Source organism: Dellaglioa sp. L3N, assembly GCF_054941095.1.
In genome coordinates this window covers 168,406-192,921 of the sequence record NZ_CM142928.1, presented here as the reverse complement: position 1 = coordinate 192,921, position 24,516 = coordinate 168,406, and the positions used below count along the sequence as shown (strand labels likewise).

Sequence of the window (24,516 nt, the reverse complement as noted above, 5' to 3'; positions counted from 1 at the left end):
ATTTTTTATTTGCTTTGTAAATATTTTTTTAATTCTACAACACGACTAGCTAACGCTTTACCCATATCCGTTTCAGCAATGGTTTGCCTTTTAACCTCACTGTCAACAATCCGTTTTACCGAAATAATGTCAGTTCCATTTTCGATTGAATCCCATTTAGATGTGAATGGCTGATGTGCAACCAATTGCAACCCATATGAATTAGAAAGTAGTGTGTATCCGCCAATACCAGTAGTTGACTGATAAGCTTTAGAAAAGCCACCATCAATCACAATCATCTTTTTATTTGCCATGACTGGTTCGTGTCCCCGTTTAACTGGGGTATGTCCGTTAATTATTTTACCGTTATCCGGATTAAGTCCGAATTCTTCTAATAAATGACGACAAAAATCTTCGTCATGTCGCAATTCATAATACGCATTTGGTATTTCAACTTGAACCGCTTTATCGGCAATAAAATAACGTTCAAAAGTTTTCATAGCGTGTTTCCCAAATAATGGTGATTTTGGTCCTTGCCAGAGATACCATAATAAATCCGTCTCAAGATCCGTTGATTTTTTTGGCTCTGCATAACTTTTTCGTAAATTATCTTCAAAAAAAGCTAATAATTCTGGCCCTGCATATGAATGTCCCTTCAGGTCAAAGCTCTCTAATTTACCCTCTTGTGTAACTGGAACACACCCATGCACTAACAAATTACCATTATATCGCTTAAACATACTGCCACGTGCCATCATAAAATCGAGATGTTCTCGTAACTTAGTCGCATGAATGAACGATTGTACCAATTTATCCATTATTTCTGATTCATCACTCGTTAACTCGTACGGATTTGCCCAATCAATCGTCTGAAAACAAGTATCCTGTAATGAATATTGCTTACCATGACTGTTGATTTTCGTCCCATTAGCCACAATCTTTTCTAATATGGCACGGTTCGCCATATCAAAATCAGGACGACGTTGAATAATCTGGCCTTCTAATTTAAATTGGATAATCGCGATTGCCTGATGAATTTTTGTTATCAAAAGGCGTTCGTCTTCTGTAATTTTTTCTTGTGCTGAATTTGTTTTAGGCGAAAACGCTGGGTTATCTTGATACATTTTATCAGCGAATGTTGCCAAATGCCGTAAATTAATACCATACGCATCTTCAACAATTGCTAAATTATTATATCTTGCACAAATTCGCAGTAAATTAGCGATACATAAAGGCGACCCAGCCACTCCGCCTAACCATAAAATATCATGATTCCCCCATTGAATATCAACTGAATGATAATCCATCAAAGTCTTCATAATTTTATCTGGATTGGGACCACGGTCAAAAATATCCCCAATTACGTGTAAATGATCAACAACTAATCGTTGAATCGTATACGCAGTCACTGTTAAAAAAGCTTCCGCTTGGTTCAATTTGATTAAATTTTCGATTATCCGATTGTAATAATCTCTTTGATCCAATTCGTGGGCATTACTATATAATAATTCTTCCGTTATATACATAAAATCAGGTGATAGCGCCTTTCTCACCTTTGATCGTGAATATTTCGTTGCCGTTTTTTGTAACAACTCAATCATTCTACCAATCGTATCCAAATACCACTGTTCTAATTCAGATTGTGATGCTATTTGTTGCTTTTTAGCAATCAATTTCTCTTCAGGATAATAAATCAATATCGCAAAATCTTGTATATTTTCTTCAGTTAAACGGCCATTAAACGTTTCCTGAATCTTCTGTTTCACATTGCCCGAACCATTTCTTAAAACATGCTGAAAAGCATTATATTCACCATGAATGTCGCTAACAAAATGCTCTGTTCCTTTAGGCAGGTTAAGAATGGCTTCTAAATTTATAATTTCGGTAACAATACTTTGTTTGGTTGGAAATCTTTTTCCTAATAACATTAAATAATAGGGATTCATTTCAATAACCTCCTTCAATTTTATAATGCGCTTACAAATACTATACCACGGTCTAATTATCAATACCAATACTTAACTACCTGTCTTACAATAGTGTCACATCAGTCCTTTAACCAAAATCCCTATCTATACCAAAAAAGCAGACCAAAACTATCGGTCTGCTTTTACTTATTCTTATTTAGTTTGGACAGTTGCTGAAATTTCATTTGCTTTAACAGTTTCATTCAAATGCTCAAATGCAATATCAGAAACTTTATCCATATTTGTTAAAACAACCATCATTGTCGTTTCTTTACCAGCGGCTTTAATTGCGTCTAAATCAACTTGTGAAACTAAGTCCCCTTTTTTAAGCGTATCACCTTCAGAAACAACCACTTCAAAAGGTTTCCCTTCCAACTGAACCGTATCAATACCCATGTGTAATAGAACTTCTAATCCCGTTTCAGTCATGATACTAATTGCATGTTTCGTTGGGAAAATGCTTGCCACTTTACCAGCAACTGGCGCATAAATCTCACCATTCGTTGGTTCCACCGCATAACCGTCACCCAACATTTTTTCAGCAAAGGTCTCGTCTTTTACGTCTGAAATAGGCATTAATTCGCCATCTGCGACTGTATAAAAGGATTCATGACCAACAACCACTGTATCATTATCGTTAGCTGTATCGTTCAATTTATCAACATTTGCCTGTAGTTCATCATTACTGAGTGAGATTGAATCCACTTTTGCCTCGTATAATTTACCAAGTTCATCAGCAACAAATTGAACCTCAGTCCCAATAACAACTTGAATATTCGTTTTATCAATCACCTTAAACCCAGCAGCTCCTGATGCTTTAAGCGCAGCTTCATTAACAAGGCTTGTGTCTTTAACTTGTAAACGGAGACGTGTTGTACAATTATCAACCACTGTTAAATTGTCTTTACCACCAAGGGCAGCGTAAACAATTTGAGCTTGGCGTGCATATTTATCGTCACCTAATTCTGATGATATTTGAATATCATCAGCAATTGGTTCACGACCAGGTGTCATTAAATTGAATTTTTTGATTGCAAAATTAAATAGTGTGTAGTAAATAATTGCCATAACAACCCCTTGTACGAGTAACATCAATGGCATATTAGCCATCGGCACACGTAAACTCAAGACGTAATCAACCAATCCCGCACTAAATGTAAACCCAGCTGTCCAATGCATAAATGCAGCAAACGCCAAAGACAATCCAGTTAATGCCGCGTGAATGACGTATAAAGGCCAAGCAACGAACATAAAAGAGAATTCTAAAGGTTCACTCACACCTGTGAAAAACGACGCAAAAGCACCAGCTAACATCAATGAGCCAACTTCTTTTTTCCGTTCTGGTAAAGCATTACGATAAATAGCATAAGCACCAGCTGGTAACCCAAACATCATAATTGGGAAAAAGCCTGCCATATACATACCGGTTGTCCCTTTAATTCCTGTGTTACTCCAAAAGTTCCCAATATCATTAATTTTAGCAACATCGAACCAAAAAACTGAATTCAATGCTTGATGTAGTCCGGTTGGAATCAATAAACGGTTGAAGAACCCGTATAATCCAGCCCCAACCCAACCGAGTCCAACCATGAATTTACCAAATGCAACTAACCATGCATAAACGACTGGCCATGCGAATAGTAAGGCCAGCGTAACAAAAATCATCACAAGCGCTGACATAATTGGCACTAACCGTTTCCCACTAAAAAATGAAACAGCCATCGGTAATTTTACATTATGGAAACGATTATACATTGCGGCTGCGATCAATCCCGCAATAATACCAATAAAAACATTTCCACTTATGGAACTAAACGCTGGATTAACATCTGCAACTTTTATACCTAATAACGTTGCAATTGAAGTTGGTTCCAACATTTTGACGGGAATTTCAAATGCCACAACACCAGCTAGTGCCGCAGCCCCATCCTTGTCAGTCGACATTCCTAAAGCCAATCCTGCTGCGAACAAGAGTGCTAAATTATTTAAAATCGCACTCCCACCAGCCTGCATAAAGGTTGCCGCGAACCAATCTTGCGGTAACCAATTCCCAATACCAACTAATAATGCTGCTGCCGGTAAAACTGCGATTGGCAACATCAACGAGCGTCCCATTCTTTGTAAATAACTTTTCATTTTATATCCCCTTTTTCTCTTATGAAATTATATTACATGATAGACCAAAAAAAATCAAATAATATATAATCCAGTCAAAAAGGGCATTTAGACAACGTTTTAAATTCCATTAAACATCTATACCAATTTTATTTTTGGTAAAAAAAAGAGTTACCTAATTTACATTAAGTAACCTCTTTCAGAAAAATAAGCGTCCCCACACTACATCTTCTCTTCGATATTCTATATACTAATCAATAAAACCCCTGTGAATCATTTATTTACAATGCCTAGTATGCCACATAAAAAGGAATTAAAAATATCAATAATTGAGGGTTAACCCTCAATTATTGATATTTTTAATTCTATTCGCCTATATGACGCCCTTTAACAGTTCTCGCAAGTGCCACTTCATTTAAAGAATTTAACGCTTTATTGTATTCTGGATTAAAATAAAAATCCATTGTCGCTAATTTAGCCATCGTCATTTGCATATTAATCGCTACTGACATGATATTAACAACATCTAATATGTCATGTTCTGAATAAAGTTGTGCACCAACAATTATTTCAGTATCCTTCATGTAAATAACTTTAACAATAATAGCAGACCCATCTTTAACATAATTGTACTGAATTTTTTCTTCAATTGTACTAGATAAAACGTCCAACCCCATATAAGGGGCATTTTCTTCAGTAATTCCCGTAGTCGCTATGTAATAGCCAAATAATTTTGTTCCCGTTGTCCCCTGAGTTGTTTCAACTTTAACAGGTTCAAATAATCCCATGCAATTATAGGCAGCAACAATTGCCCCTTTAACAGAATTATTAACAAGTGGTTGATACTGTCGACGTTGACTCACCGTTTGCTTAAATTCAACATTATCACCAGCAGCATAGATATTTTCATCGCTTGTCTGCATGTAATCATTAATTTTGATAGTGTTATTTTGATTGAGTTCAATTGTCCCTCTCAAAAAATCATTGTTTGGTTTTAAACCAACAGAAAAGACAACTAAATCACAGTCAATCTCCTGATCAGTTGTTGAAACGCTGACTATTTTATCATTTTTATCAACGTTAACAGAATGAACATCATTTTTTAAAACAAATTTCATACCTTTTTCTTTTAAGTCACTAATTAAACGAGCGCCAATTTCTTTATCCACGTAACGTGTTAAAATACCTTCCATTACTTCGACAAATGTAATATCGACATTTTCACCCTTATGTCTCTCATAAATTGAACTAGCTAATGCCAATCCCACTAATCCCGCCCCAACAATCACAATACGTTTACCTGCTGAATTCAACTGTTCTAGCGCATGTTGTGATTCTTCTAGATTTTTATAAAGAACGACATTTTTATTGTTAATCCCCTTTATTCTTGGCTTAACCACCTTGGACCCATTGGCTAAAATCAATTTATCATAATTAATATAACTGTAACGTCCAGCCGAATCAATCACATAGATTCGTTGATCTTTTGGACTGACATGCAAGACTTCGGTACTGCATACTAATTCAATTCCTTCAGATTCCAATAATTCAGGTGTTGCATAGCTTGCATCTGGTAAGTCATCAATAACCCCATCCAAATACAAATTAATTCCAGATGAAATATAGCTAACGCTTTCCTTCATTTCAAGAATGACAACCTCAGCAGTCGAGTCTGATTTTAAAATTGTTCTAGCGGCAGCTATCCCAGCATGTGTGCCACCAACAATGACATATTTCATTATTCTTCCTCCAAACTTTGGACATTTATTTTTTTAATTTTATCAATTTCTATAACTTCACTTACCACATTAGCGATGGCTTCATCAGAACTGACCCCAATCTCTGACATGACGTATAACGGTGACTTAAATTGTTCCTGGCTCATACCCATCCTATTTGTCAGAATTAAATCATAATCTTTATCTTCTTGAAAAATCTCTACCTGAACGTTCAAAACACTGTGCAAAACGCGCTCCATGATAATCATAGTCAATTTCTCCATAATTGGATCACGATTGATTAATAACCCAATTTTTAAGACATCATCAAATTCAAAATTTAAAATATTCAATATATATAAATATTGATTTTGTAAATAATATAAATCATCTTGAGAATTCAATCCATCAAATTGTGTCACAGATTGATAGGCAGTCAATAATTTTTGAACAATTTGGGTAAAATCTTCTCGCTCTAATGATTTACGATTAAATTCTGTAATCGTTCGATTATAAATAAAACTTTCACCCTTAAATATGGCTAATTTACTGTATAAATTAAATAAATTATAGTTAATTTTTGAGTCATTTTTGAAATAAGTATTTTCCTCAATATCACTCCAAAAAAGATTAATTGCCGCATTAATTGGCGTTTCCTTATCAATATCGTCATCCTTAATTTGTACATATAACTCGGAATCATTTTTAATTAAATCAAAACCAATTAAAAAGTAATACAGACCAACTGCATCTTCTTCAACAAAAGACAATGCGTATTTTTTTAAGAATCTGAAAAAACTGATTTTAACCTTAGCGTACGCTGGATTATTTTTAATTAATTCACGCGAAGCTGACGTTAATTTTTCTTCTTGTTGTTCCTTATATGAATTCAAACGAATCAGAATTTTAAGCCATAAATACACACTAAATTTTTCATCATCAGACCATTCTAAGTCATATTGTTTATTCAATACCTCAACATACTCATTAACTGTTGCACTTTTTGATAAAAGTTCTTCTCTATTCGTAAAAGGCGCAACTCTAATGAAAAATAGATAATAAAAATAATTTAATTGGAGTTTAGTACCGACAAGTCGTCGATTTCTAATTTTTAAATCGAATTCTGCCAACGTCTCATTCAATTCTTTAATTCGTCTTGTTATTGATGAACCACTAATATGCAATTCGTTCTCGAGCTCAATTAAATTCAATGTTTCATTCATGTATAAATACATAATTATTTTATATTTGTATGAATGTCTTAACAGATCGTTACCAATATTGGACAAGTTCGTTGTCCCATCAACGCCAAATTTAACATGATTAGCTCCAACCTCAAAAAAAACATGACCAGACTCGATGAATTTTTCAAGTCTTACTTCAATGTTTTTTAAATAGATTCGTAATGAGTTACCAGATATTTGTAATGATTCCGTTAATTTTTTCTTACTTAAATAGCCACCATGTGTTTGAAGTAATTCTAATATTTGATTAGAAATTTTTTCTTGTCCATCTAAAAAGTCTTCCATATATATAAATAAAATCCCCAGCTTCATTTGACCATTTACCCGAAATGTCTAAAAAGGTCAATTCTAATTTTTATTCTAGTCATATATTACCGCGAAACAGGCTAAATTGGTACGAATAACTTTTTTTATTAATTTTATTTAATTTAACTCTTGCATTTTAAACAAACAATTGGTATATTGGATAAGTAACCTAATCAATAAAACTTATTCAGTACCTCCCCCAAGGTCTGAATATCAAAATCAATCCCCCAATTGATTTTGACTGTTTTACCCTTTTCGACACTGTAACTTACGTTACGGTGTCGTTTTTTTTTGCCTAAAAATTGACTAACCTAATAAAATTAATTTTGACTAACTTCAGTCACACTTTCTTCACAATTACTTGTTATTATGTATTCATACCTTAATTAAACAATTAACACCTAATTAATTTCTCCCCCGATTTTAATTATTCCTACTCCTTTAAGCCATTATCCTCCCAGATAATGGCTTTTTATGTGCCTTGAATAATTTCAACAATGGCCTGATAATCTGATCCCGGCGTCACTAAATGAATCCCCTTAAAGACTTTTGATACCTCCTTAAGCAATTTTTGAGAAGCTATAATACCCACTTCACGTTCCTTATTTTCTAGCTCAGCTTGCTTCATTTCGGCCATGAATTCATCATTTAAATCAATTCCTTGAACGTTATCTTGAATAAATTTTGCGCGCTCAAATGAAAGTACAGGCATCACACTAATAAAAATTGGTATAGCTATTTCATTAGTCTTTAGCCACTCTTTTAAACGATTAACATTAGTCATATTAAACACAGATTGCGTGATTATATAATCCACACCAGCATCTATTTTCCGTTTAATATCTTCAAATTCCAAATCTAGTTCTTGCGCATTAATATTAAATGCACCGCCAATTTTAAAATGCGTTTGGCCATTCAGTTCACGTCCAGAAGGTGATATGCCTTGATTCATTTGTTTAATTGCCATCATTAATTGTTTAGACGTCACATCATAGACATTTGTTGCCCCCTGCGTTTTCGCAGGATCGCCTTTAATAATCATTACATCATTCAAACCAACAGAACTCAATCCCATTAACTGTGACTCTAAACCAACTAAATTATGGTCACGTGTTGTTAAATGAATAATGACAGGCAGGCCTTTCTCACTCAATTTGTAACCCATTAATGCATTTGAAATACGTGCTTTTCCTAAAGGATTATCCGCAATTGATAAGGCATCAATGTCTAATTTTCTCAACACATCAGCACCTTCAAAGAAATCATTTGAATTAAGCGTACTAGGCGTATTCCACTCAACTAAAATCGTTTTACTCATTTTTACTTTTTCTAGGAAATTCAAAATTGCTTCCTCCAAATCATTTTTCTCATATATCTTACAAATTTAATTATAAACTAACAAAGTTGTCACATGAGTATATTTTCAAAAATAAACCCGTATACTATGAATATAGACACGAAAATATTTTGTATCTATTTTAAATTTATTATAAAAATACTGCAACATTTCATTTAGATCTAACTTACTCCCCCCAGAGTCTCGAATAGATTAGTATTTTTACACTACTACTCCTGAAGTAGCTAGTGTTTTTTAAATTAAAATAGACCTATCTATTTTCTACATAAGTACTTGTTACACTCTAATTAAATAAGCTAGCTAATTTCCCCCGAAACTAACTAGCTTACTCTTATTTCATCATTGTCTCCCCCGACAATGATGATTTTTTATTTACACTCTAATTCTAATAATTGTTTCTTCATCTTGCTGCCACCACGATAGCCACCTAGACTACCGTCTTTTCTTACTATACGGTGACAAGGAACAACCATTAAAATAGGATTCCGGCCAACCGCACTTGCCACCGCTCGAACGGCTTCCGGATGACCAACTTTTAACGCCAACTCAGAATACGATCTCGTTTCACCATAAGGAATTAGTCGTAACTGTTGCCAAACCTCATTTTGCAGTTTAGTCCCGCTTACATCAAAATCAATAGCTACTGTAAATTCTTGTCTGACACCTATAAAATAAGCTTGTAATTCTTCAGTTATTGTTTGAAATAGAGCATCATTCTCTTGAAAGTTAGCTTTCGGATAAAATTCTTCAATTTCGCTCTTTAACCCATTTGGCGATCCAACAAAACTGAGTCCTTTATCAGTCATCCCCAACCAATAGCGATTCGTGCCATTACTCCAGTTCATCACATACATATTAAAACTCCTATTGAATTCCAGACAAGTTCGCACCATGAACTTCTGCGATATTATACACAATAATAAAGGCATTTGGCTCAATCTCATGAACTTTGTTCAACATTTGTTGATAATTTTGATTTTCAACAACAATCATCAACATTTCTTTACTTTCTCCTGAATAGCCACCTTTGACCTCAAAAATGGTAACCCCTCTGTCCAAAGTAGCATTAATATCTGTTTTTAATTTTTCTAATCCTGCTCCTGTGCCCATCACGTATAGCACTTTCTTGCGATCTAATCCCGTTTCGATATAATTCATAATAAAATACGTAATGATTAATGAAAAAATAGCTAAAATAAACGCTTCAGAACCCGAGACAAATATATTGAAAACACACACAATACCATCAATCACTAATAGACTTGATGCAGGTTTAATATTGAAATACTTTTTAACAATCAACGGTGGAACAGTTGTCCCACCACTTGAGGCACCAATTCGATAAAGAATCGAAATACCCACCGCAAAAACCGCGCCACCGACAATAACAGCTAATAATCTGTCTTCAACAACATTTATTTGGGGCGTAATCGCTAAAAACAAGGGTAAAACAAAGCTGCCTACCATAATTTTTTTAGTTGTTGAACGATCCAACATAAAATAAGCTAAAATCAATAACGCAATATTAATACTCAATAACACAACGGAAACGTTCCATTTGAATGCTGTTTCCAAAAGTATTGCAATCCCGGTTGCACCACCAACTGCAACTTCTTGCGGTGCATAAAAGAAATTAATACTTATCGCAATAATTTCTAAACCAATCAACATGAGTAATCCCTGAATCACTTGTGGTTTTATCCTATTTATCATAAAGGCCCTCTTTCCGTTCTAGATTTGTAATCTCTTATTATTTAGCATACTGAACTTTATTACAGAAAACAAATTTAAGCTTCATTGCACAAAAAAAGCATCCAAAATTTTGGATGCCTTTAACATTTTTATTCAAATCCGTCAGTTGTCATTGCAGCTTTGTATAAATCAATAACATCATTAACTGACATATCAACATAAACAGCGCTATCTAATTTTCCAACTTTGACAGCTGATTCAGCCATCACTTTAAAGTTTGTTTCATCATTAATGTCAACACCTGGCAAGGTAGTTGGAACACCTAATGATTTAACCCAATCGTAAACTGCTTGAATTGCCTTATCAGCAACTACTTGGTCATCATCATCTTGGATATGCCAAACATTGCGACCAAATTTTGCAAACTTAGCAACCGTATCTGCAGATAAAACAAATTTCATCCAACGAGGTGTCACAATACCTAAACCAACACCATGAGTAATATCATAGTAAGCTGATAATTCATGTTCAATTGGATGTGACGTCCAACCATCTTCGTAGCCTAATCGCATAATTCCATTCAATGCCATAGTTGATGACCACATTAGGTTAGCACGAGCGTCATAATTATCAGGTTCTGCAACAGCAATTGGTGCCCATTTAATAACTGTCCGCATGATACCTTCAATCATCCCATCAGACACATCATTATTCTTTTCTTTATCAAAATATTGCTCTGTCAAATGAGAGAAAATATCAATTGAACCAGCAGCTGTTTGCCATTTTGAAACACTCATTGTTAATGCTGGATCTAGAAATGAAACAGCTGGTGTTTTAGGTCCAAAACTACCTAATTTTTCATTTGTTTCAAGATTTGAAATCACTGATCCAGCATTCATTTCAGTCCCAGTAGCTGATAATGTTAAGATATCAACAAATGGTAATTGATCAATTTTAAAACGTTTTGCTGGTTCGATAACTAAATCCCAAGGATCTCCTTCATAAAATGCTGCTGAAGCAATCATTTTTGAAGCGTCGACAACTGAACCACCACCGACAGCCAAAATAACATCAATTTTATTTTCTTTAGCTAACTTTTGACCTTCACGAACTGAATTAATCTTAGGATTAGGTTCAATTCCTGCTAATTCGACAACATTTAAATCACTCAAAATCTTCTTTACAGTATCATATAATCCTGAGCGTTTAATTGATCCACCACCGTATGTTAATAGTACGTTAGGCCCAAATTGTGCGACCGCATCATGTAATTCTGTTTCAATCCGATTTGAACCAAAACGAATATCTGTTGTATTTTTAAATTGAAAATCTTTCATAATTATAATCTCCTTTGTATTTTGAAGTTATATTAAAAATCATTTTTACTGAACATCTACAGTATAACGCTTTCTAGTAAGGTCCTTCTAGTGTAAGCACTTACTAAAAAAGAATTCACCTTTAAAAAGGTAAACTCTTTTCTAATTATCAATTAAATGACATCGCTTTGTACGGTCTTTTTAGCTTCATCATTTGCATGAATCATGCTCAAAATTTTTCTTGAAATTGGTCCAACGATAATCAATTGTAATGGTACAGCGACAATAATATTACGTCCGATAGTTGTAAGGTATGACGACCAGAAATGAACTGGCATCCCGCCTTCAATAAGCAGACCATAAAGTGACATAAAGGCTACCATTCCACAAATCATCATTCCTGAGATTGCAAGAATCATTTGCCACATTTTGTCATGATTAAGTGGTAATTTATCAGCAATTGCCATCGCAATTTTACCGACAACTAAAACATCTAAAATGAAAGCAACAATAAAACCTGGAATGAATCCAAGTAATAATGTAGCCATTCCTAATTTTCCGACTAATAATAAATTGTACGCACTCATAACGAAAACCATCATCGAGCACATTAATGTTGTAAAAATAATTCCTTCTTTTGCATTTGTTGGCATTATAATTCTCCTTAATATTGTTAATAAAGACTTATCTTACACAAAATCGTTTGCTTGCATAAGTCTTTTTTTGAATATTAAACTTTTCTCATTGTAAGCGATTAAATCGATTGTTTGTGGCATCATTCGGATTACGTTATACTTAACTTACAACTATTAAGGAGGTATTTTTATGTTAATTGCACTTATATTATCTTGGATTGTCGCACTTGAACATCTATTTATTATGATATTAGAAATGTTTTTCTCAACGAGTTCAACAGCCCAAAACGCTTTTGAATTAAAACCAGAATTTCTAAATCAAAAAGAAGCTAAATCATTAATGGCAAATCAAGGGCTATACAATGGTTTTATCAGTATTGGCCTTATGATTGTTCTCTTAATACTATCTGGTGCAGCACTTAAATCAATGCTGTTACTTTTCACCGGATTTATTTTCATCGCTGCTATTTTTGGTAGTTTAACAGCAGCTAAAAAGATCATTTTAGTTCAAGGATTACCCGCATTATTAGCGTTTATCGCCATTACTTTTACTTTATAGGTCAACAACTTAACCAGTTGGCATTAAATAACTTTCTAGGCAATCAATTAATATTTAAAATTGATTGCCTAATTTTTGTTTATATATACACCAGTACTATAATAATTAAAAAGATGGTAGTAAATTCGATTATCTTACGAATTTACTACCATCTAACATAATATAATTTATTTTGTCTCTATATTCAAAGATATATTTTGAACTTCATTTCCATGGTGCACTGACTTCGTTAATATTTCATCCATCTTACCAACACGATTTGGTTGCGTAAAGAAGACAATTACAATATCATCATAACCAGCTTTATGAATTAACTCTTGATCAAAACTCAAAAGTAACTCTCCAGCTTTAACCTTTTGACCATCATTATAATGTGTTATGAATCCTTCACCACGCATATTAACTGTTTCAAGTCCCACATGAATGATTGTCTCCAAACCAGACTCTGAAATAATACCAAGTGTATGTCTAGTTGAAAATGTAAATTTAATTTGACCATCAAATGGTGCATAAATTTTCCCATCTGTCGGTTGAATAGCAAATCCTTTTCCTCTAAATCCTGTTGGAACTGAATTCAATGGCATTAAAGTTCCATCAACTGGTGCCAAAACTGTAGTATCAACAAGTTCTGTAGTAATTGCTACATCGTCATCCATCGATATTTCACCACGCGCCAATTTACTTTCCAATTCTCCAACAATTTCAGCATGTTTTTTCTCAGTAATTTTAACTTTAAACATAAAAATAATCAATGCTAAAATAGAGAATACTAGTGGGCTATAAAAAGCAAAAATTTTAAACATATGAACATTTTTCGCAGTAATATCAGCCGCTGTTGCGCTACCTGTCATTCCTGCCATAATAGCGATTGATCCTACAATACCATTCGAAAATGCACCAGTAATTTTATCTAGCATTGGTCGAACTGCAAGAACAACAGCTTCATTACGATTTCCATTTTTTAACTGACCGTATTCAATAGAATCTGTTAAAGATAGTACAATAACTAATTGGGCAAATGTAAAATTAAATAATATTAATCCAAGGATGACTAAAATCATATTACTGCTACCAAAAATAAATATGATATATGACAAAATCATTGAGATTTGACCAATCAAAAATAAAATTTTACGTGTAATAAATTTATTTAAAATAGGATATAAAGGTGCTGTTGAAAAGCCAACAACTGTGGCTACTGCACCAGCAATCCAAAATTCATTTGGTTTACCGATTACAAATTTAAAGAGATAGAACAATACTCCATTTGTAACTACATAAGCTAGTGAATACATTAAATATGCAAAACTAATCCATAAAATTTGATCATTTTTTATAATTCCAACAAAAACATCTTTAATTGACGTTTTTTTACTTGCAGCTTCTCGAATAACATCATGCTTTTCTGTTGTTCCAAAAGCAACTGCTAATGCGGAGAGAATTGCAACGATACCAACAATAATTGCAAAGGCTAACCAACCTTGGGTTCCTTGTTCATGCTTACCCGTTGCTAAAAATGTAAAGTATGTTGTGATTGGAACTACAATCATTGTCAAACCATTCCAACCGATTGACCCAGTAAAACTTCCTAAGGCTGTAAAAATACCACGCTCTTTACTATCACCACTGATAGCAGGAACCATACCCCAATATGCTACATCTGCAAATGAATAAAAAATATCTAAAGTAACAAATATTATGACAAAACAAATTGCAAATAAAAGCCAATTAACTTTAGCTAATCCAAAAATACCACTAAATACAATTACCAATAATATAGAGCTCACCACACTACCAATAACTTGCCATGGCTTAAATTTACCCCATCTAGTTTTTGTGTTATCTACAATGTTGCCTAAAATGGGATCGACAACAACCTCTGCTAAGCGAATAATAACGACCAACGTTGTTATTAATGCTATCAAGCGATTAGCTACTTTGGGACTAACATCACTAAACATTCCACTTGTAACATAAACGATAAAGTATGTACTCAAGGCACCATAAAACGCAGAATGACCTAAATTACCTAGCGCAAACGCAATTCGTTCTCTTAACTGTATCCACGTTAAATGTTTTTTCCCTACCTTTTGATTATCCATTATTATTACTCCCTAACTTTTTAATTTTTCTACTAATACTTTAACGCCATATGCAGGTAAAGTTAGTTGGGTGCTAGGCTGTATCTCTTCCATAAGCACATCATATAAAGACGTTACTGTTTCGACCTTTGTAGCCTTATGACTAAAATTAATAATAAAATAATATCTTTTAGTATCATTTTCTCTAATTTGAATTGAAACATTATTAGTCATTTTTTTAACAGGTAATGTTGACTTAAGATTTAACTCCTCAGTTATTTCTTTATAAAAATTAGTAAGAAATTCATTATCTAGTCTACAACCCTGATAGTACGCAATTCCTTTACCAAAATTATGTTTTGTTACCGCCGGTGTTTCTTTATAAAAATCATTTTGGTAAGTCCCTAACGTTTCGGCACCTTTTACCTTAATTACCTCGCAGTAATCTTTAGCTTCATATACCTGATTATTCATCGAAATAGTATTTTTTTGCTTAGGATATAGGGTATCTGTTTCTTGAATTTCTATACCGTAACTATCTTGTAGCCCTTGAGGCCAGCTGCCTTGGTACGTTAAAAATTCTGAGTCAACGATGCCTGTAATATACGTCCCAACCAATCTACCACCTTGTTTAACAAAAGCCGCTAATTTTTCTGCAAAGACACTACTCATCAAAAAATGCATTGGATCAATGACTAATTTATAATCAGTTATTTCTTGTTCTGTTGAAATAATATCAACTGGAATATCATGTTCCCAAAAATATTGATATTGTTCACTAATAGTTCTCCAATATTTTTTAGTTTTTGATGCATAATTACGACTATCGTCTAATGCCCACATATTTGCATAATCAAAAATAATTGCTACTTTCGCTTTTTGATGTTTTGTTAATAATCCAGACTTTAATTTTTCTAAATCATTACCAACTTTAATAACATCTTGATAAACTCGTGTTTTTGTTTGTAATTGATTATTAATCACAGCACCATGAAACATTTCAGATGACCCTAATGACTGATGTAACTGAAAATACATAATTGAATTAGCACCATGTGATATTTCTTGTAGGCTTGCCATTTCATGCATTCCTGGTCGTTTAGCCCGATTGTATGGATGCCAATTAACCTGTGATGGTGTATTTTCCATAATTAAATAATTATCCATTTTAAGACCACGCATCGTATCATTCATCAAAGCTGTTTTCATTGCTAAATGTTTTGTACTTTCGTAATCATTAGCCCAATTAGGATATGAATCCCAGCTTACAACGTCAACATGTTTAGCAAATTTTTGATAGTCTAAATCATAAAAAACATGAGATTCAGGTGGATTACCACCCATAAAATTCGTTGTAACTGGAATATCTGGCGTAAGTTCACGCAATGGTTTAATTTCTTCATCGAAAAAATCAATAGTTCGATCACTTACAAAGTGATGCCAATCAAGATTCAACCCTAACACACCTGTATCACCACTTGGCATTGGTGCTTTAATTTGATTCCAATTTGTATAAGTATGGCTCCAAAAAGTTGTCCAATAAGCGTGATTTAAATGATCTATAGTTTGATATTTTTTTTGTAACCATTTGCGAAATTCTGCTTGGCACAAATCACAGTAACATTCACCGCCGTATTCATTAGAAATATGCCACAAAATAACCATTCCATTATGACCATAATGTTCTGCTAATTTACGATTTATAATCTGAACCTTGTCACGATAAACTGGCGATGTATAACAATGATTATGTCGCTCACCATAAAGTTGTCGTTCCCCTCTTGCATTAACTCTCAATACTTCTGGATATTTTTCAGCTAACCATCTTGGACGTGCCCCACTTGGTGTTGCTAAAATAACTTTTCCATTTTGTGCAGATATTTTATCGAATATTTCATCTAACCAAGAAAAATCAAACTTACCTTCTTCTGGTTCTAATTTTGCCCATGAAAATATTCCTAGACTAAATGTATTTATTTTGGCATCCTTAAAAGCATTAAAATCAGATTTAATCACTTCTGGTTGATCTAACCATTGTTCAGGATTGTAATCTCCTCCATGCAAAAAATTGGTTATATTTAATTTTGTAACCATTTTTATAATACCCACTTTCAATAATTTATTAGTTTGTTATCAATAACATAGTTCTAGCATAGTCGGTTAAAACACCCTACGCAAGCGCTTTCCTAGGTTAATTACTAAAACATGGTAAACAAAAAATTATCTTTGTTTACCATGTTTACTATGCTATATATCGACTATTTCACCCTGTTTTCAATTCAGAATTGTGCTATAGTTTAGTTAATGTTACCGTTTCCAACTAAATGATTTACTAAAACTATTAACGATTAAATACTATTATTTTAGGAGATGATTATCATGACTACTATTCGAGAAATTGCTGCAAAAGCTGGCTATTCTCCCGCAGCTGTTTCTAGATTGTTAAATAACGACCCCACTTTTTCAATTTCTGATTCTGCCCGTAATAAAATTTTAGAAACAGCACAAACTCTAAATTATCAAAAAGTTAATGCAACAACACATGGTAAATATAAAATTGCTGTTATTTTTGCCATCTTACCACGGAAAGAATTAGAAGATATTTACTATAATAACCTTAGACAAAGTATTGTTAATTCTGCCAAAAAAACTAACATGTCATTAACTTTCTACTCACAAATTACAGATGTCCCCTCTGACACTGATGGAATATTGGCAATTGGTCAATTTCAATCTAATGACCTTGAGTTACTATACAAATATTCATCTATTTGCCTTTTTATTGATTCAAATCCTGATTCCCATAAATTTAATTCTGTTCAACCTAATTTAGAATCAATTATTGAACAAGCTGTTAATCTTTTTGTTCAAGATAATTTCCAATCAATTGGTTTTATTGGTGGCTCTTTATGGCATGCAAATACAGTATCCACTAGGTTAAAAGATCCTCGTCAAAAATATATTGAAAGTCATTTAAGAGAATTAGGATTATTAAATCAAAAATTAATCTATATCGGTGATGACTTTTCTATCAAAACTGGTTATTCTCTCGGAAATCAAATTATTAATAATTTAAACAAATGTCCACTACCAAATGGATTTATAATTGCATCAGATCTTTTAGCCGTTGGTGTCTTACAAGCTTTTAATGAACACAATATTCGTGTACCAAATGACACTTCAATCATCAGTATTAACGATATTGATATTATTAAATATACTTCACCACCACTAACAACATTTAAAATTGATACTGATCAATTGGCTAAAACTGCAATTACCACACTAAAAGATAATATTATTTTCCCAGTTAATACTCATAAAAATATTTTACTCGATGCTGATATTGTTTATCGTCAAAGCTTTTTACAACCACATAAATAAATCAAAAATTCAGGTAATAAAATGGCTCTTTATCAATAATCGTTGATAAAGAGCCATTTTATTTAAATATTACATTTAAATTATAGATTAACCGTACAAAAAAAGAGCCCCAAAATCGGCTCTACAATATTTGTTGTTGGTGATAGAAAATCTATCACTGGCGGCAATTTTTTTATATAATAATACAAAAAAGGGAACTTCGTTTCCTTTAATGGCCAGCCAGCCCAAAAGAAAGAGGTCCCCTCATGATTAATCATACTAAAGTTTTACTTGGAATAGAAGACCCAAATATTATAATTGATAATAATTTAGCTATTCAGTCTAATTCTGATAGTACTATTTTTATTTATGGTACTTTAAATTATCGTCCTAAAGCTTGCCAAAAATGTGGCGTTATCAATACCAATCAGATTATTAATTATGGTTGGCGAACTGTTTCGGTTCGCTTACCTCGTTCATTTGAACGGACTATTATTCTTAAATTACGCAAACAAAATTTTCACTGTAAAACATGCCACGGTTACTTTTTGGCACAAACAACGCTCACAACAAAACATTGTTCCATTTCACTTAACTGCCGTAAAGCATGTATTGAAAAATTAAAAGAAACGAGTTCTATGACCCATATCGCAAAAGAACTCGCTACTTCGACTAACTACGTTAGTCGTGTGCTTGCTTTAACCAAACATGATTTCAAAGTGAATTTAAATTATTTACCAGAAGTTCTTCTTTTCGATGAGATTAAAACAACAAAAGATGCCTTAAGCTTTGAATATATGGATGCCAAAACTCACGAATTAATTGATTTAATCGAGGCACGAACCATCTATCAGATTACCAAACACTTTAATCGTTATGTTAAAACTGCACGTGATAACGTCAAAATAATTGTGACAGATATGAATTATACCTATCCTAAACTAGCTGAAACGTTGTTTCCTAATGCCATTGTTGTATATGATCGATTTCATATTGTTCAATCTATGACTAGAGCTTTCAATCAAACTAGAATTCAAGTTATGAAAAAACTTACAGTAAGTTCCCAATCCTACAAACAATTAAAACGATATTGGAAATTGTTATTAAAACCAATGGGCCAATTAAATTATAAAAATTTTCGTCATTGGTCTTACTTCAAAGAATGGCAAACTGAAACAGATCTAATTCAAAATCTACTAGCTATTGATCCAATCTTAGCTAATACCTATGATTGTCTTCAAAATAGCTTAACTGCCATCCGTAATAAGGATTGGTCAAAACTTAATTATCAGTTAACTAACGCCAAAGGCGTTTCAGAACAATTTCAAAAGGTAACTGTATCACTCATGAAACAACCAGATTATTTAAAAAATGCGCTACGATATCCCTATTCTAACGGTCCTTTAGAAGGACTTAACAATAAACTAAAAGTAATTAAGCGCAATGCTTATGGGTTTAAAAATTTTAGCCAGTATCGTTTACGTATTTTGAGTACAATTAAATTTTAAGCAAAAAAAGAAACCTGTTATTAAATAACAGATTTCTCAATGACAATTTCACCAACAACAGTTGACGAAGAGCCCCAAAATCATAATGATTTTGAAAACTCTTTTAGCAGAACTAAATAATAAATTATTTAGCAGCTGCTGTACCGAACCATTCAATACGATCTTCAACAAGATCAGTGATTGCTTTTGTACCTGGTGCGAATAATTTACGAGGGTCAAAACCTTTACCTTCTTGGTCTTTTCCTTCTTCAATATATTTGCGAGTTGCAGCAGCAAATACTAATTGACATTCAGTATTAACATTAACTTTTGAAACACCCATTTTAATAGCTTTTTGGATTTGGTCTTTAGGAATACCTGAACCACCATGTAATACAAGTGGTGTTTTGATTTCAGCAGCTAATTCTGCTAAACGATCAAAGTTCAAGCCAGTCCAGTTAGCTGGGTATTGGCCATGAATATTACCAATTCCACAAGCTAAGTAGTCAATACCAGTTGCAGCAAGTGTTTTAGCTTCTTCAACATCAGCTAATTCACCAGCTCCGACGATACCATCTTCTTCTCCACCAATTGAGCCAACTTCAGCTTCAACTGTGATGTCTTTAGCATGTGCCAAAGCAACGATTTCTTTTGTTTTTTCTAAGTTTTCTGCAAATGGTAAGTCATGGCCATCAAACATAACTGAGTTGTATCCAACTTCGATACATTCTTTAGCTGCTTCATAGTTACCATGATCTAAATGCATTACAACGGGAACAGTAATACCCATTGATTTAATAGTATCTTGAACAAGGTGTAAACATAATTCGTATCCACCCATGTATTTTGCAGCACCCATTGATGTTTGGATTAAAACAGGAACACCTTTTTCTTGGGCAGCAGCAAGAATACCACGAGTCCATTCCAAGTTGTTTGTGTTAAAGGCACCAACAGCGTAGTGACCTGCACGTGCAGCATCGAACATACTTTTACCATTTACTAATGTCATTTGAAATCCTCCTAGATAAATTACAATACGTCTGTATTGCATTTTTTAATACAGGTACATTTTAGCACATTTAGTCATCAGATAAAACTTTCATTTTTTAAATAATTATAATTATCAATTGTTTTTGACCGATTATGACTGTTTTAGACATACTTACACGCTTACATCTTCAAATTCAAATCGGCTAACATTAACTAATCCCATATCAGTAATTTTTAATTCTGGAATAACAGCTAACGACATAAAACTTAACGTCATAACAGGATCAACATTATCATTAATACCTAATTCTTTATAAGCAACCTCATTAAATTTTTTAAGCTTTTCTGATATCCATTCTCCTGATTGATCACTCATCAAGCCACCAATTGGTAACGGAATCGACATTAGAACTTTATTATTTTTCGTTAAAACCATGCCACCCTGAATATCTTTCAATGTAGTAATCGCCAATGCCATATCTCGATCATTAGTTCCAGTTGTAATCAAATTATGTGAGTCATGTGCAATAGATACAGCAATTGCCCCCTCTTTAATTCCATAATCTTTCAATACACCAGTAAAAATATTACCCGTTTCATGGTGACGTTCAATCACTGAAATTTTAGCGACTGGGATGCTTGGGTTATAGATAAAATCACCAGCGTCATCACGACTGACATCAATTTCTCTATCTATCGTAATTGCCTCATTCGGTATCACTTCAATAGCATGTACACGATTACTCGTTAATGCTAATCTTAACTTATTTTGACTAAAGTTAGTTAAATGAACAGATGATTGAACACTATCAATTAGATATTTTTTAGTTTCTAATAAATAATTACCATTTTCAGCAATTTTTTCACCAAAAATGTAAACACTCGAAACAGTCATATTATTCAAATCACTAATAACTACTAGATCAGCTCTAAGTCCAGGTGCAACAGCTCCGCGATCTTTCAATTCGCAACATTCGGCAGCATTGAGCGTGGCCATTTGAATCGCAACTAAAGGATCCAGGCCCTCTTCAACACAAATTTTCAAACTATTATCTAAATGACCTTTTTCAATAATTGTTTTCGCCTGAACATCATCCCCGCATAAAACAGTTCTTCTAGAATTATTAGGTGTCACACCTTTTAACAATGTTCTTAAATTATGTGTGACCGATCCTTCACGTAAAAACACATACATTCCACGACTTAACCTATCTTGCATTTCTTCAAGTGTTGAACATTCATGGTCATTTTGAATTCCAGCTGCAACATACGCATTCAATTCTTTGTCATAGACTTGAGGACTATGTCCATCAATCCGTTTATTTAAATTTTTAGCAACTAATAATTTATCAAGAACATCACTTTCAGCATTAATCACACCAGGAAAATCCATAAATTCAGCTAAACCTTTTGTTTCATCATGCATAAGTGGATCAACCATATCTGCCGCTGAAATAACAGCTCCAGAATTTTCCATTTTTGTTGCTGGAACACATGAAGGAAGCATGTATTGAATATCCAAAGCAGTTTCTTTAGCCGCATTAATCATGTAATCTAATCCTGCTAATCCTGCAACATTCACAATTTCATGTGGATCTGCCATCACAGTCGTAGTCCCATGAGGCGTCATTAACCGGCCAAATTCTTCAGGACTAACGTAAGCTGATTCTACATGAATATGAGGATCAATAAAGCCTGGCGAAATAAATTGTCCGTGAACATCAACAACAGATTTCCCAGTGTATTGCCCACCAATTCCTGCAATAATACCATCAACAATTGCAACATCCCCACTAATTAAACGTGCATTGTACACGTCAACAATTTTACCATTAGTTAAAACTAAATCAGCAGGAAGCCGTCCAGCGGCAACATCAATTAACTTCTTTAAACTTTCTTTTTCCATCATGACTCCTTATTTTTTGAGAGGTGTAATTTTGATAATTGGATTAATAATTTTTAATGCAACACAATCCACCATTCCTAAATCAGTAATAGCCAAATCTGGAATCGCTGTAATAGGTAAGAACGACATATAGAACATTGGATCAGGCAACTCACTACCCATTAAATCTGATCCTTTTCTTAAAGCAATTTCGCCTGCTTCAATTTCACTTGGTAACATGTCGCTCATAATCCCACCAACTGGCAAGGCTAAAAATGACACTACTTCACCATTAATCACGACAATTTGTCCGCCACCTGCTTCAATTAACTTATTTGTAGCCATCGACATATCGTTAGAATTAACACCCATGACGACAATATTATTGTCATCAGGTGCAGAAGATGAAGCCATTGCACCTTTTTTAAGCCCCCAACCAGATGTAAATCCAAGTGACTGATTACCATTTTTCCCAAATCTTTCCAACACAGACACTAAAGCCACATCTTTTTCTAGACTAGGTTGTACAATACCATTTTTGATAATTAAATCGACATCTTTTCTTTTTCGAACAAAAGCACCTTGACTATTGATTGTTTGAACAGTTGCCAAACCTTCTTTTTCATCGACTTTATATTCAAAATTTTTTGACGAAGTTAACTCGTGTTTCAGCTGTCCTTTAAATAAATCGCTTCTTGTAGGTGCAACTAATGTTTTAAGTATTTTTTTATTTTCAGCAACAACTTGACCTCGACTAATCACCATTTCAACATTAAATGAACCTGGTTGATCAACAATTAAAATATCAGCTAATCTACCTGGTGAGACAGAACCAACTTGATCATCAATTCGATAAGCTTCGGCACTATTTATTGTAGCCATTTGAATTGCTGTAATTGGTTCTACTCCAGCTTCGATAGCCAACTTAACAAGATTATCAAGATGACCTTTTTGTAAAATATCAGTTGCCGTAACATCATCTGTACAAAAACTAACATGACGAGCAATTGCTGGATTTACTTCCGTAATTGCTCGAATATTCTCTGCTAAAAAATGTGTTACAGATGACTCTCTGATTAAAACATTCATCCCTTTTCGAGCTTTTTCAACAAGTTCTTCATGTCCATAACTTTCATGGTCTAACCGAACGCCACTTGCTAAATATTCATTCAATTTAATTCCCATTGTCATTGGTGCACAACCAAAAATTGGTAAGTGATTATTTTGTGCATGAACCAATGTTTTTAGCGTATCTTCATCTTGCGTTTCAACAGCTTCTCTAACTGTTTCCCAAACACCGTAACATTCTGTCCATTTTTGAATTGTTTCTTGAACATCTGCATTAATGTTAAAAGCTATCGTTGATGTTGGAATCGTATATGGTGTTTTATATGGTGCCCCCCAAAATAAATTAAGCGGTAACGCTTCTACCTCTTTAAATACTTCTTGAACACCTTCTAACCCAGCAACAGATATTGTTTCATCTAAGCCAGAAATGACACTCGTTGTTCCAAATGGGACGACCGCGTTAGCAAAACTTGTCATACTCATTTTGCTACATTCAACATGAATGTGCCCATCAATTAACCCTGGTGTTATATATTTTCCTGTTGCATCTATGTGTTCCGTTTCATCACCGATATAAGCTTCAATATCACCAACAGCAACAATTTTTTCTTTATAAATTGCAACATCTGCCTGATAATATTCGCTTGTCATAACATTAACTAATGTCCCGTTTTCAATTACTAAATCTGCAGAAATCTTTGCAGCTCCAGCTTCTATATAATCTTTTAATTGTGCCAATGTTTGTGTCATTTAG

Annotated in this window: 17 protein-coding genes; 3 read left to right on the top strand and 14 right to left on the bottom strand. The window is 33.6% G+C overall.

Going from position 1 to position 24,516, the window contains the following annotated elements; genetic code table 11:
• Window positions 1-5 precede the first annotated feature (5 nt).
• The 9 genes from ACVPPR_RS00905 to ACVPPR_RS00865 form a co-directional block, all read right to left on the bottom strand.
• Window positions 6-1,925: a fructose-1,6-bisphosphatase gene (locus ACVPPR_RS00905; RefSeq protein ID WP_462297861.1), complete on the bottom strand. Its 1,920-nt coding sequence runs from the start codon at window positions 1,923-1,925 to the stop codon at window positions 6-8.
• Window positions 1,926-2,099: 174 nt separating this feature from the next.
• Window positions 2,100-4,082, bottom strand: a complete 1,983-nt coding sequence (gene nagE, locus ACVPPR_RS00900) for an N-acetylglucosamine-specific PTS transporter subunit IIBC (RefSeq protein ID WP_462304375.1) — start codon at window positions 4,080-4,082, stop codon at window positions 2,100-2,102.
• A gap of 344 nt (window positions 4,083-4,426) precedes the next feature.
• A complete protein-coding gene (locus ACVPPR_RS00895) occupies window positions 4,427-5,800 on the bottom strand; it encodes an FAD-dependent oxidoreductase (RefSeq protein WP_462297856.1) in 1,374 nt (457 codons plus the stop codon).
• Entirely contained in the window at window positions 5,800-7,308 is a 1,509-nt protein-coding gene (locus ACVPPR_RS00890) for a helix-turn-helix domain-containing protein (protein ID WP_462304374.1), read from the bottom strand. Before ACVPPR_RS00890 ends, ACVPPR_RS00895 begins: the two co-directional genes overlap by 1 nt.
• A gap of 493 nt (window positions 7,309-7,801) precedes the next feature.
• Entirely contained in the window at window positions 7,802-8,671 is an 870-nt protein-coding gene (locus ACVPPR_RS00885; RefSeq protein WP_462304373.1) for a methylenetetrahydrofolate reductase, read from the bottom strand.
• Window positions 8,672-9,054: 383 nt separating this feature from the next.
• Window positions 9,055-9,540 carry a methylated-DNA--[protein]-cysteine S-methyltransferase gene (locus ACVPPR_RS00880; RefSeq protein ID WP_462304372.1) on the bottom strand — a complete coding sequence of 162 codons (486 nt, stop codon included), beginning with the start codon at window positions 9,538-9,540 and terminating at the stop codon, window positions 9,055-9,057.
• A gap of 10 nt (window positions 9,541-9,550) precedes the next feature.
• Complete coding sequence (locus ACVPPR_RS00875) at window positions 9,551-10,399, bottom strand: YitT family protein (protein WP_462304371.1); 849 nt, start codon at window positions 10,397-10,399, stop codon at window positions 9,551-9,553.
• A gap of 128 nt (window positions 10,400-10,527) precedes the next feature.
• Window positions 10,528-11,715 carry an iron-containing alcohol dehydrogenase gene (locus ACVPPR_RS00870; RefSeq protein WP_462304370.1) on the bottom strand — a complete coding sequence of 396 codons (1,188 nt, stop codon included), beginning with the start codon at window positions 11,713-11,715 and terminating at the stop codon, window positions 10,528-10,530.
• A 152-nt stretch (window positions 11,716-11,867) separates the two neighbouring features.
• Entirely contained in the window at window positions 11,868-12,347 is a 480-nt protein-coding gene (locus tag ACVPPR_RS00865; RefSeq protein WP_462297844.1) for a DUF2798 domain-containing protein, read from the bottom strand.
• A gap of 172 nt (window positions 12,348-12,519) precedes the next feature.
• Between ACVPPR_RS00865 and ACVPPR_RS00860 the strand changes: the two genes are divergently transcribed.
• On the top strand, window positions 12,520-12,888 hold the full coding sequence (locus ACVPPR_RS00860; RefSeq protein WP_462304369.1) for a DUF1304 domain-containing protein: 369 nt from the start codon (window positions 12,520-12,522) through the stop codon (window positions 12,886-12,888).
• 167 nt (window positions 12,889-13,055) lie between these two features.
• Here ACVPPR_RS00860 and ACVPPR_RS00855 read toward each other — a convergent pair whose 3' ends face one another.
• Together ACVPPR_RS00855 and ACVPPR_RS00850 are read right to left on the bottom strand one after the other, a co-directional pair.
• Window positions 13,056-14,990 carry a glycoside-pentoside-hexuronide (GPH):cation symporter gene (locus ACVPPR_RS00855; RefSeq protein WP_462304368.1) on the bottom strand — a complete coding sequence of 645 codons (1,935 nt, stop codon included), beginning with the start codon at window positions 14,988-14,990 and terminating at the stop codon, window positions 13,056-13,058.
• 12 nt (window positions 14,991-15,002) lie between these two features.
• Window positions 15,003-17,063 (bottom strand): beta-galactosidase, encoded by a 2,061-nt coding sequence (locus ACVPPR_RS00850; RefSeq protein ID WP_462304367.1) that lies wholly within the window; start codon window positions 17,061-17,063, stop codon window positions 15,003-15,005.
• Between the two features lie 285 nt (window positions 17,064-17,348).
• Between ACVPPR_RS00850 and ACVPPR_RS00845 the strand changes: the two genes are divergently transcribed.
• Window positions 17,349-18,353: a LacI family DNA-binding transcriptional regulator gene (locus ACVPPR_RS00845; RefSeq protein ID WP_462304366.1), complete on the top strand. Its 1,005-nt coding sequence runs from the start codon at window positions 17,349-17,351 to the stop codon at window positions 18,351-18,353.
• Window positions 18,354-18,598: 245 nt separating this feature from the next.
• Window positions 18,599-19,840 (top strand): ISL3 family transposase, encoded by a 1,242-nt coding sequence (locus ACVPPR_RS00840; protein WP_462304365.1) that lies wholly within the window; start codon window positions 18,599-18,601, stop codon window positions 19,838-19,840.
• A 124-nt stretch (window positions 19,841-19,964) separates the two neighbouring features.
• Here ACVPPR_RS00840 and fba read toward each other — a convergent pair whose 3' ends face one another.
• From fba to ACVPPR_RS00825, 3 genes are all read right to left on the bottom strand, one after another.
• A complete protein-coding gene (gene fba / locus ACVPPR_RS00835) occupies window positions 19,965-20,828 on the bottom strand; it encodes a class II fructose-1,6-bisphosphate aldolase (RefSeq protein WP_462297833.1) in 864 nt (287 codons plus the stop codon).
• A gap of 153 nt (window positions 20,829-20,981) precedes the next feature.
• Window positions 20,982-22,715: an adenine deaminase gene (gene ade / locus ACVPPR_RS00830; RefSeq protein WP_462304779.1), complete on the bottom strand. Its 1,734-nt coding sequence runs from the start codon at window positions 22,713-22,715 to the stop codon at window positions 20,982-20,984.
• A 9-nt stretch (window positions 22,716-22,724) separates the two neighbouring features.
• Complete coding sequence (locus tag ACVPPR_RS00825) at window positions 22,725-24,512, bottom strand: adenine deaminase C-terminal domain-containing protein (RefSeq protein WP_462297829.1); 1,788 nt, start codon at window positions 24,510-24,512, stop codon at window positions 22,725-22,727.
• Between the last annotated feature and the right edge of the window lie 4 nt (window positions 24,513-24,516).

What these genes read in the sequence shown, in the direction of transcription:
- ACVPPR_RS00905 (WP_462297861.1), bottom strand. Translation starts at nt 1,925, where the DNA reads ATGAATCCCTATTATTTAATGTTATTAGGAAAAAGATTTCCAACCAAA.
- nagE (WP_462304375.1), bottom strand. Translation starts at nt 4,082, where the DNA reads ATGAAAAGTTATTTACAAAGAATGGGACGCTCGTTGATGTTGCCAATC.
- ACVPPR_RS00895 (WP_462297856.1), bottom strand. Translation starts at nt 5,800, where the DNA reads ATGAAATATGTCATTGTTGGTGGCACACATGCTGGGATAGCTGCCGCT.
- ACVPPR_RS00890 (WP_462304374.1), bottom strand. Translation starts at nt 7,308, where the DNA reads ATGGAAGACTTTTTAGATGGACAAGAAAAAATTTCTAATCAAATATTA.
- ACVPPR_RS00880 (WP_462304372.1), bottom strand. Translation starts at nt 9,540, where the DNA reads ATGTATGTGATGAACTGGAGTAATGGCACGAATCGCTATTGGTTGGGG.
- ACVPPR_RS00875 (WP_462304371.1), bottom strand. Translation starts at nt 10,399, where the DNA reads ATGATAAATAGGATAAAACCACAAGTGATTCAGGGATTACTCATGTTG.
- ACVPPR_RS00870 (WP_462304370.1), bottom strand. Translation starts at nt 11,715, where the DNA reads ATGAAAGATTTTCAATTTAAAAATACAACAGATATTCGTTTTGGTTCA.
- ACVPPR_RS00865 (WP_462297844.1), bottom strand. Translation starts at nt 12,347, where the DNA reads ATGCCAACAAATGCAAAAGAAGGAATTATTTTTACAACATTAATGTGC.
- ACVPPR_RS00860 (WP_462304369.1), top strand. Translation starts at nt 12,520, where the DNA reads ATGTTAATTGCACTTATATTATCTTGGATTGTCGCACTTGAACATCTA.
- ACVPPR_RS00855 (WP_462304368.1), bottom strand. Translation starts at nt 14,990, where the DNA reads ATGGATAATCAAAAGGTAGGGAAAAAACATTTAACGTGGATACAGTTA.
- ACVPPR_RS00850 (WP_462304367.1), bottom strand. Translation starts at nt 17,063, where the DNA reads ATGGTTACAAAATTAAATATAACCAATTTTTTGCATGGAGGAGATTAC.
- ACVPPR_RS00845 (WP_462304366.1), top strand. Translation starts at nt 17,349, where the DNA reads ATGACTACTATTCGAGAAATTGCTGCAAAAGCTGGCTATTCTCCCGCA.
- ACVPPR_RS00840 (WP_462304365.1), top strand. Translation starts at nt 18,599, where the DNA reads ATGATTAATCATACTAAAGTTTTACTTGGAATAGAAGACCCAAATATT.
- fba (WP_462297833.1), bottom strand. Translation starts at nt 20,828, where the DNA reads ATGACATTAGTAAATGGTAAAAGTATGTTCGATGCTGCACGTGCAGGT.
- ade (WP_462304779.1), bottom strand. Translation starts at nt 22,715, where the DNA reads ATGGAAAAAGAAAGTTTAAAGAAGTTAATTGATGTTGCCGCTGGACGG.
- ACVPPR_RS00825 (WP_462297829.1), bottom strand. Translation starts at nt 24,512, where the DNA reads ATGACACAAACATTGGCACAATTAAAAGATTATATAGAAGCTGGAGCT.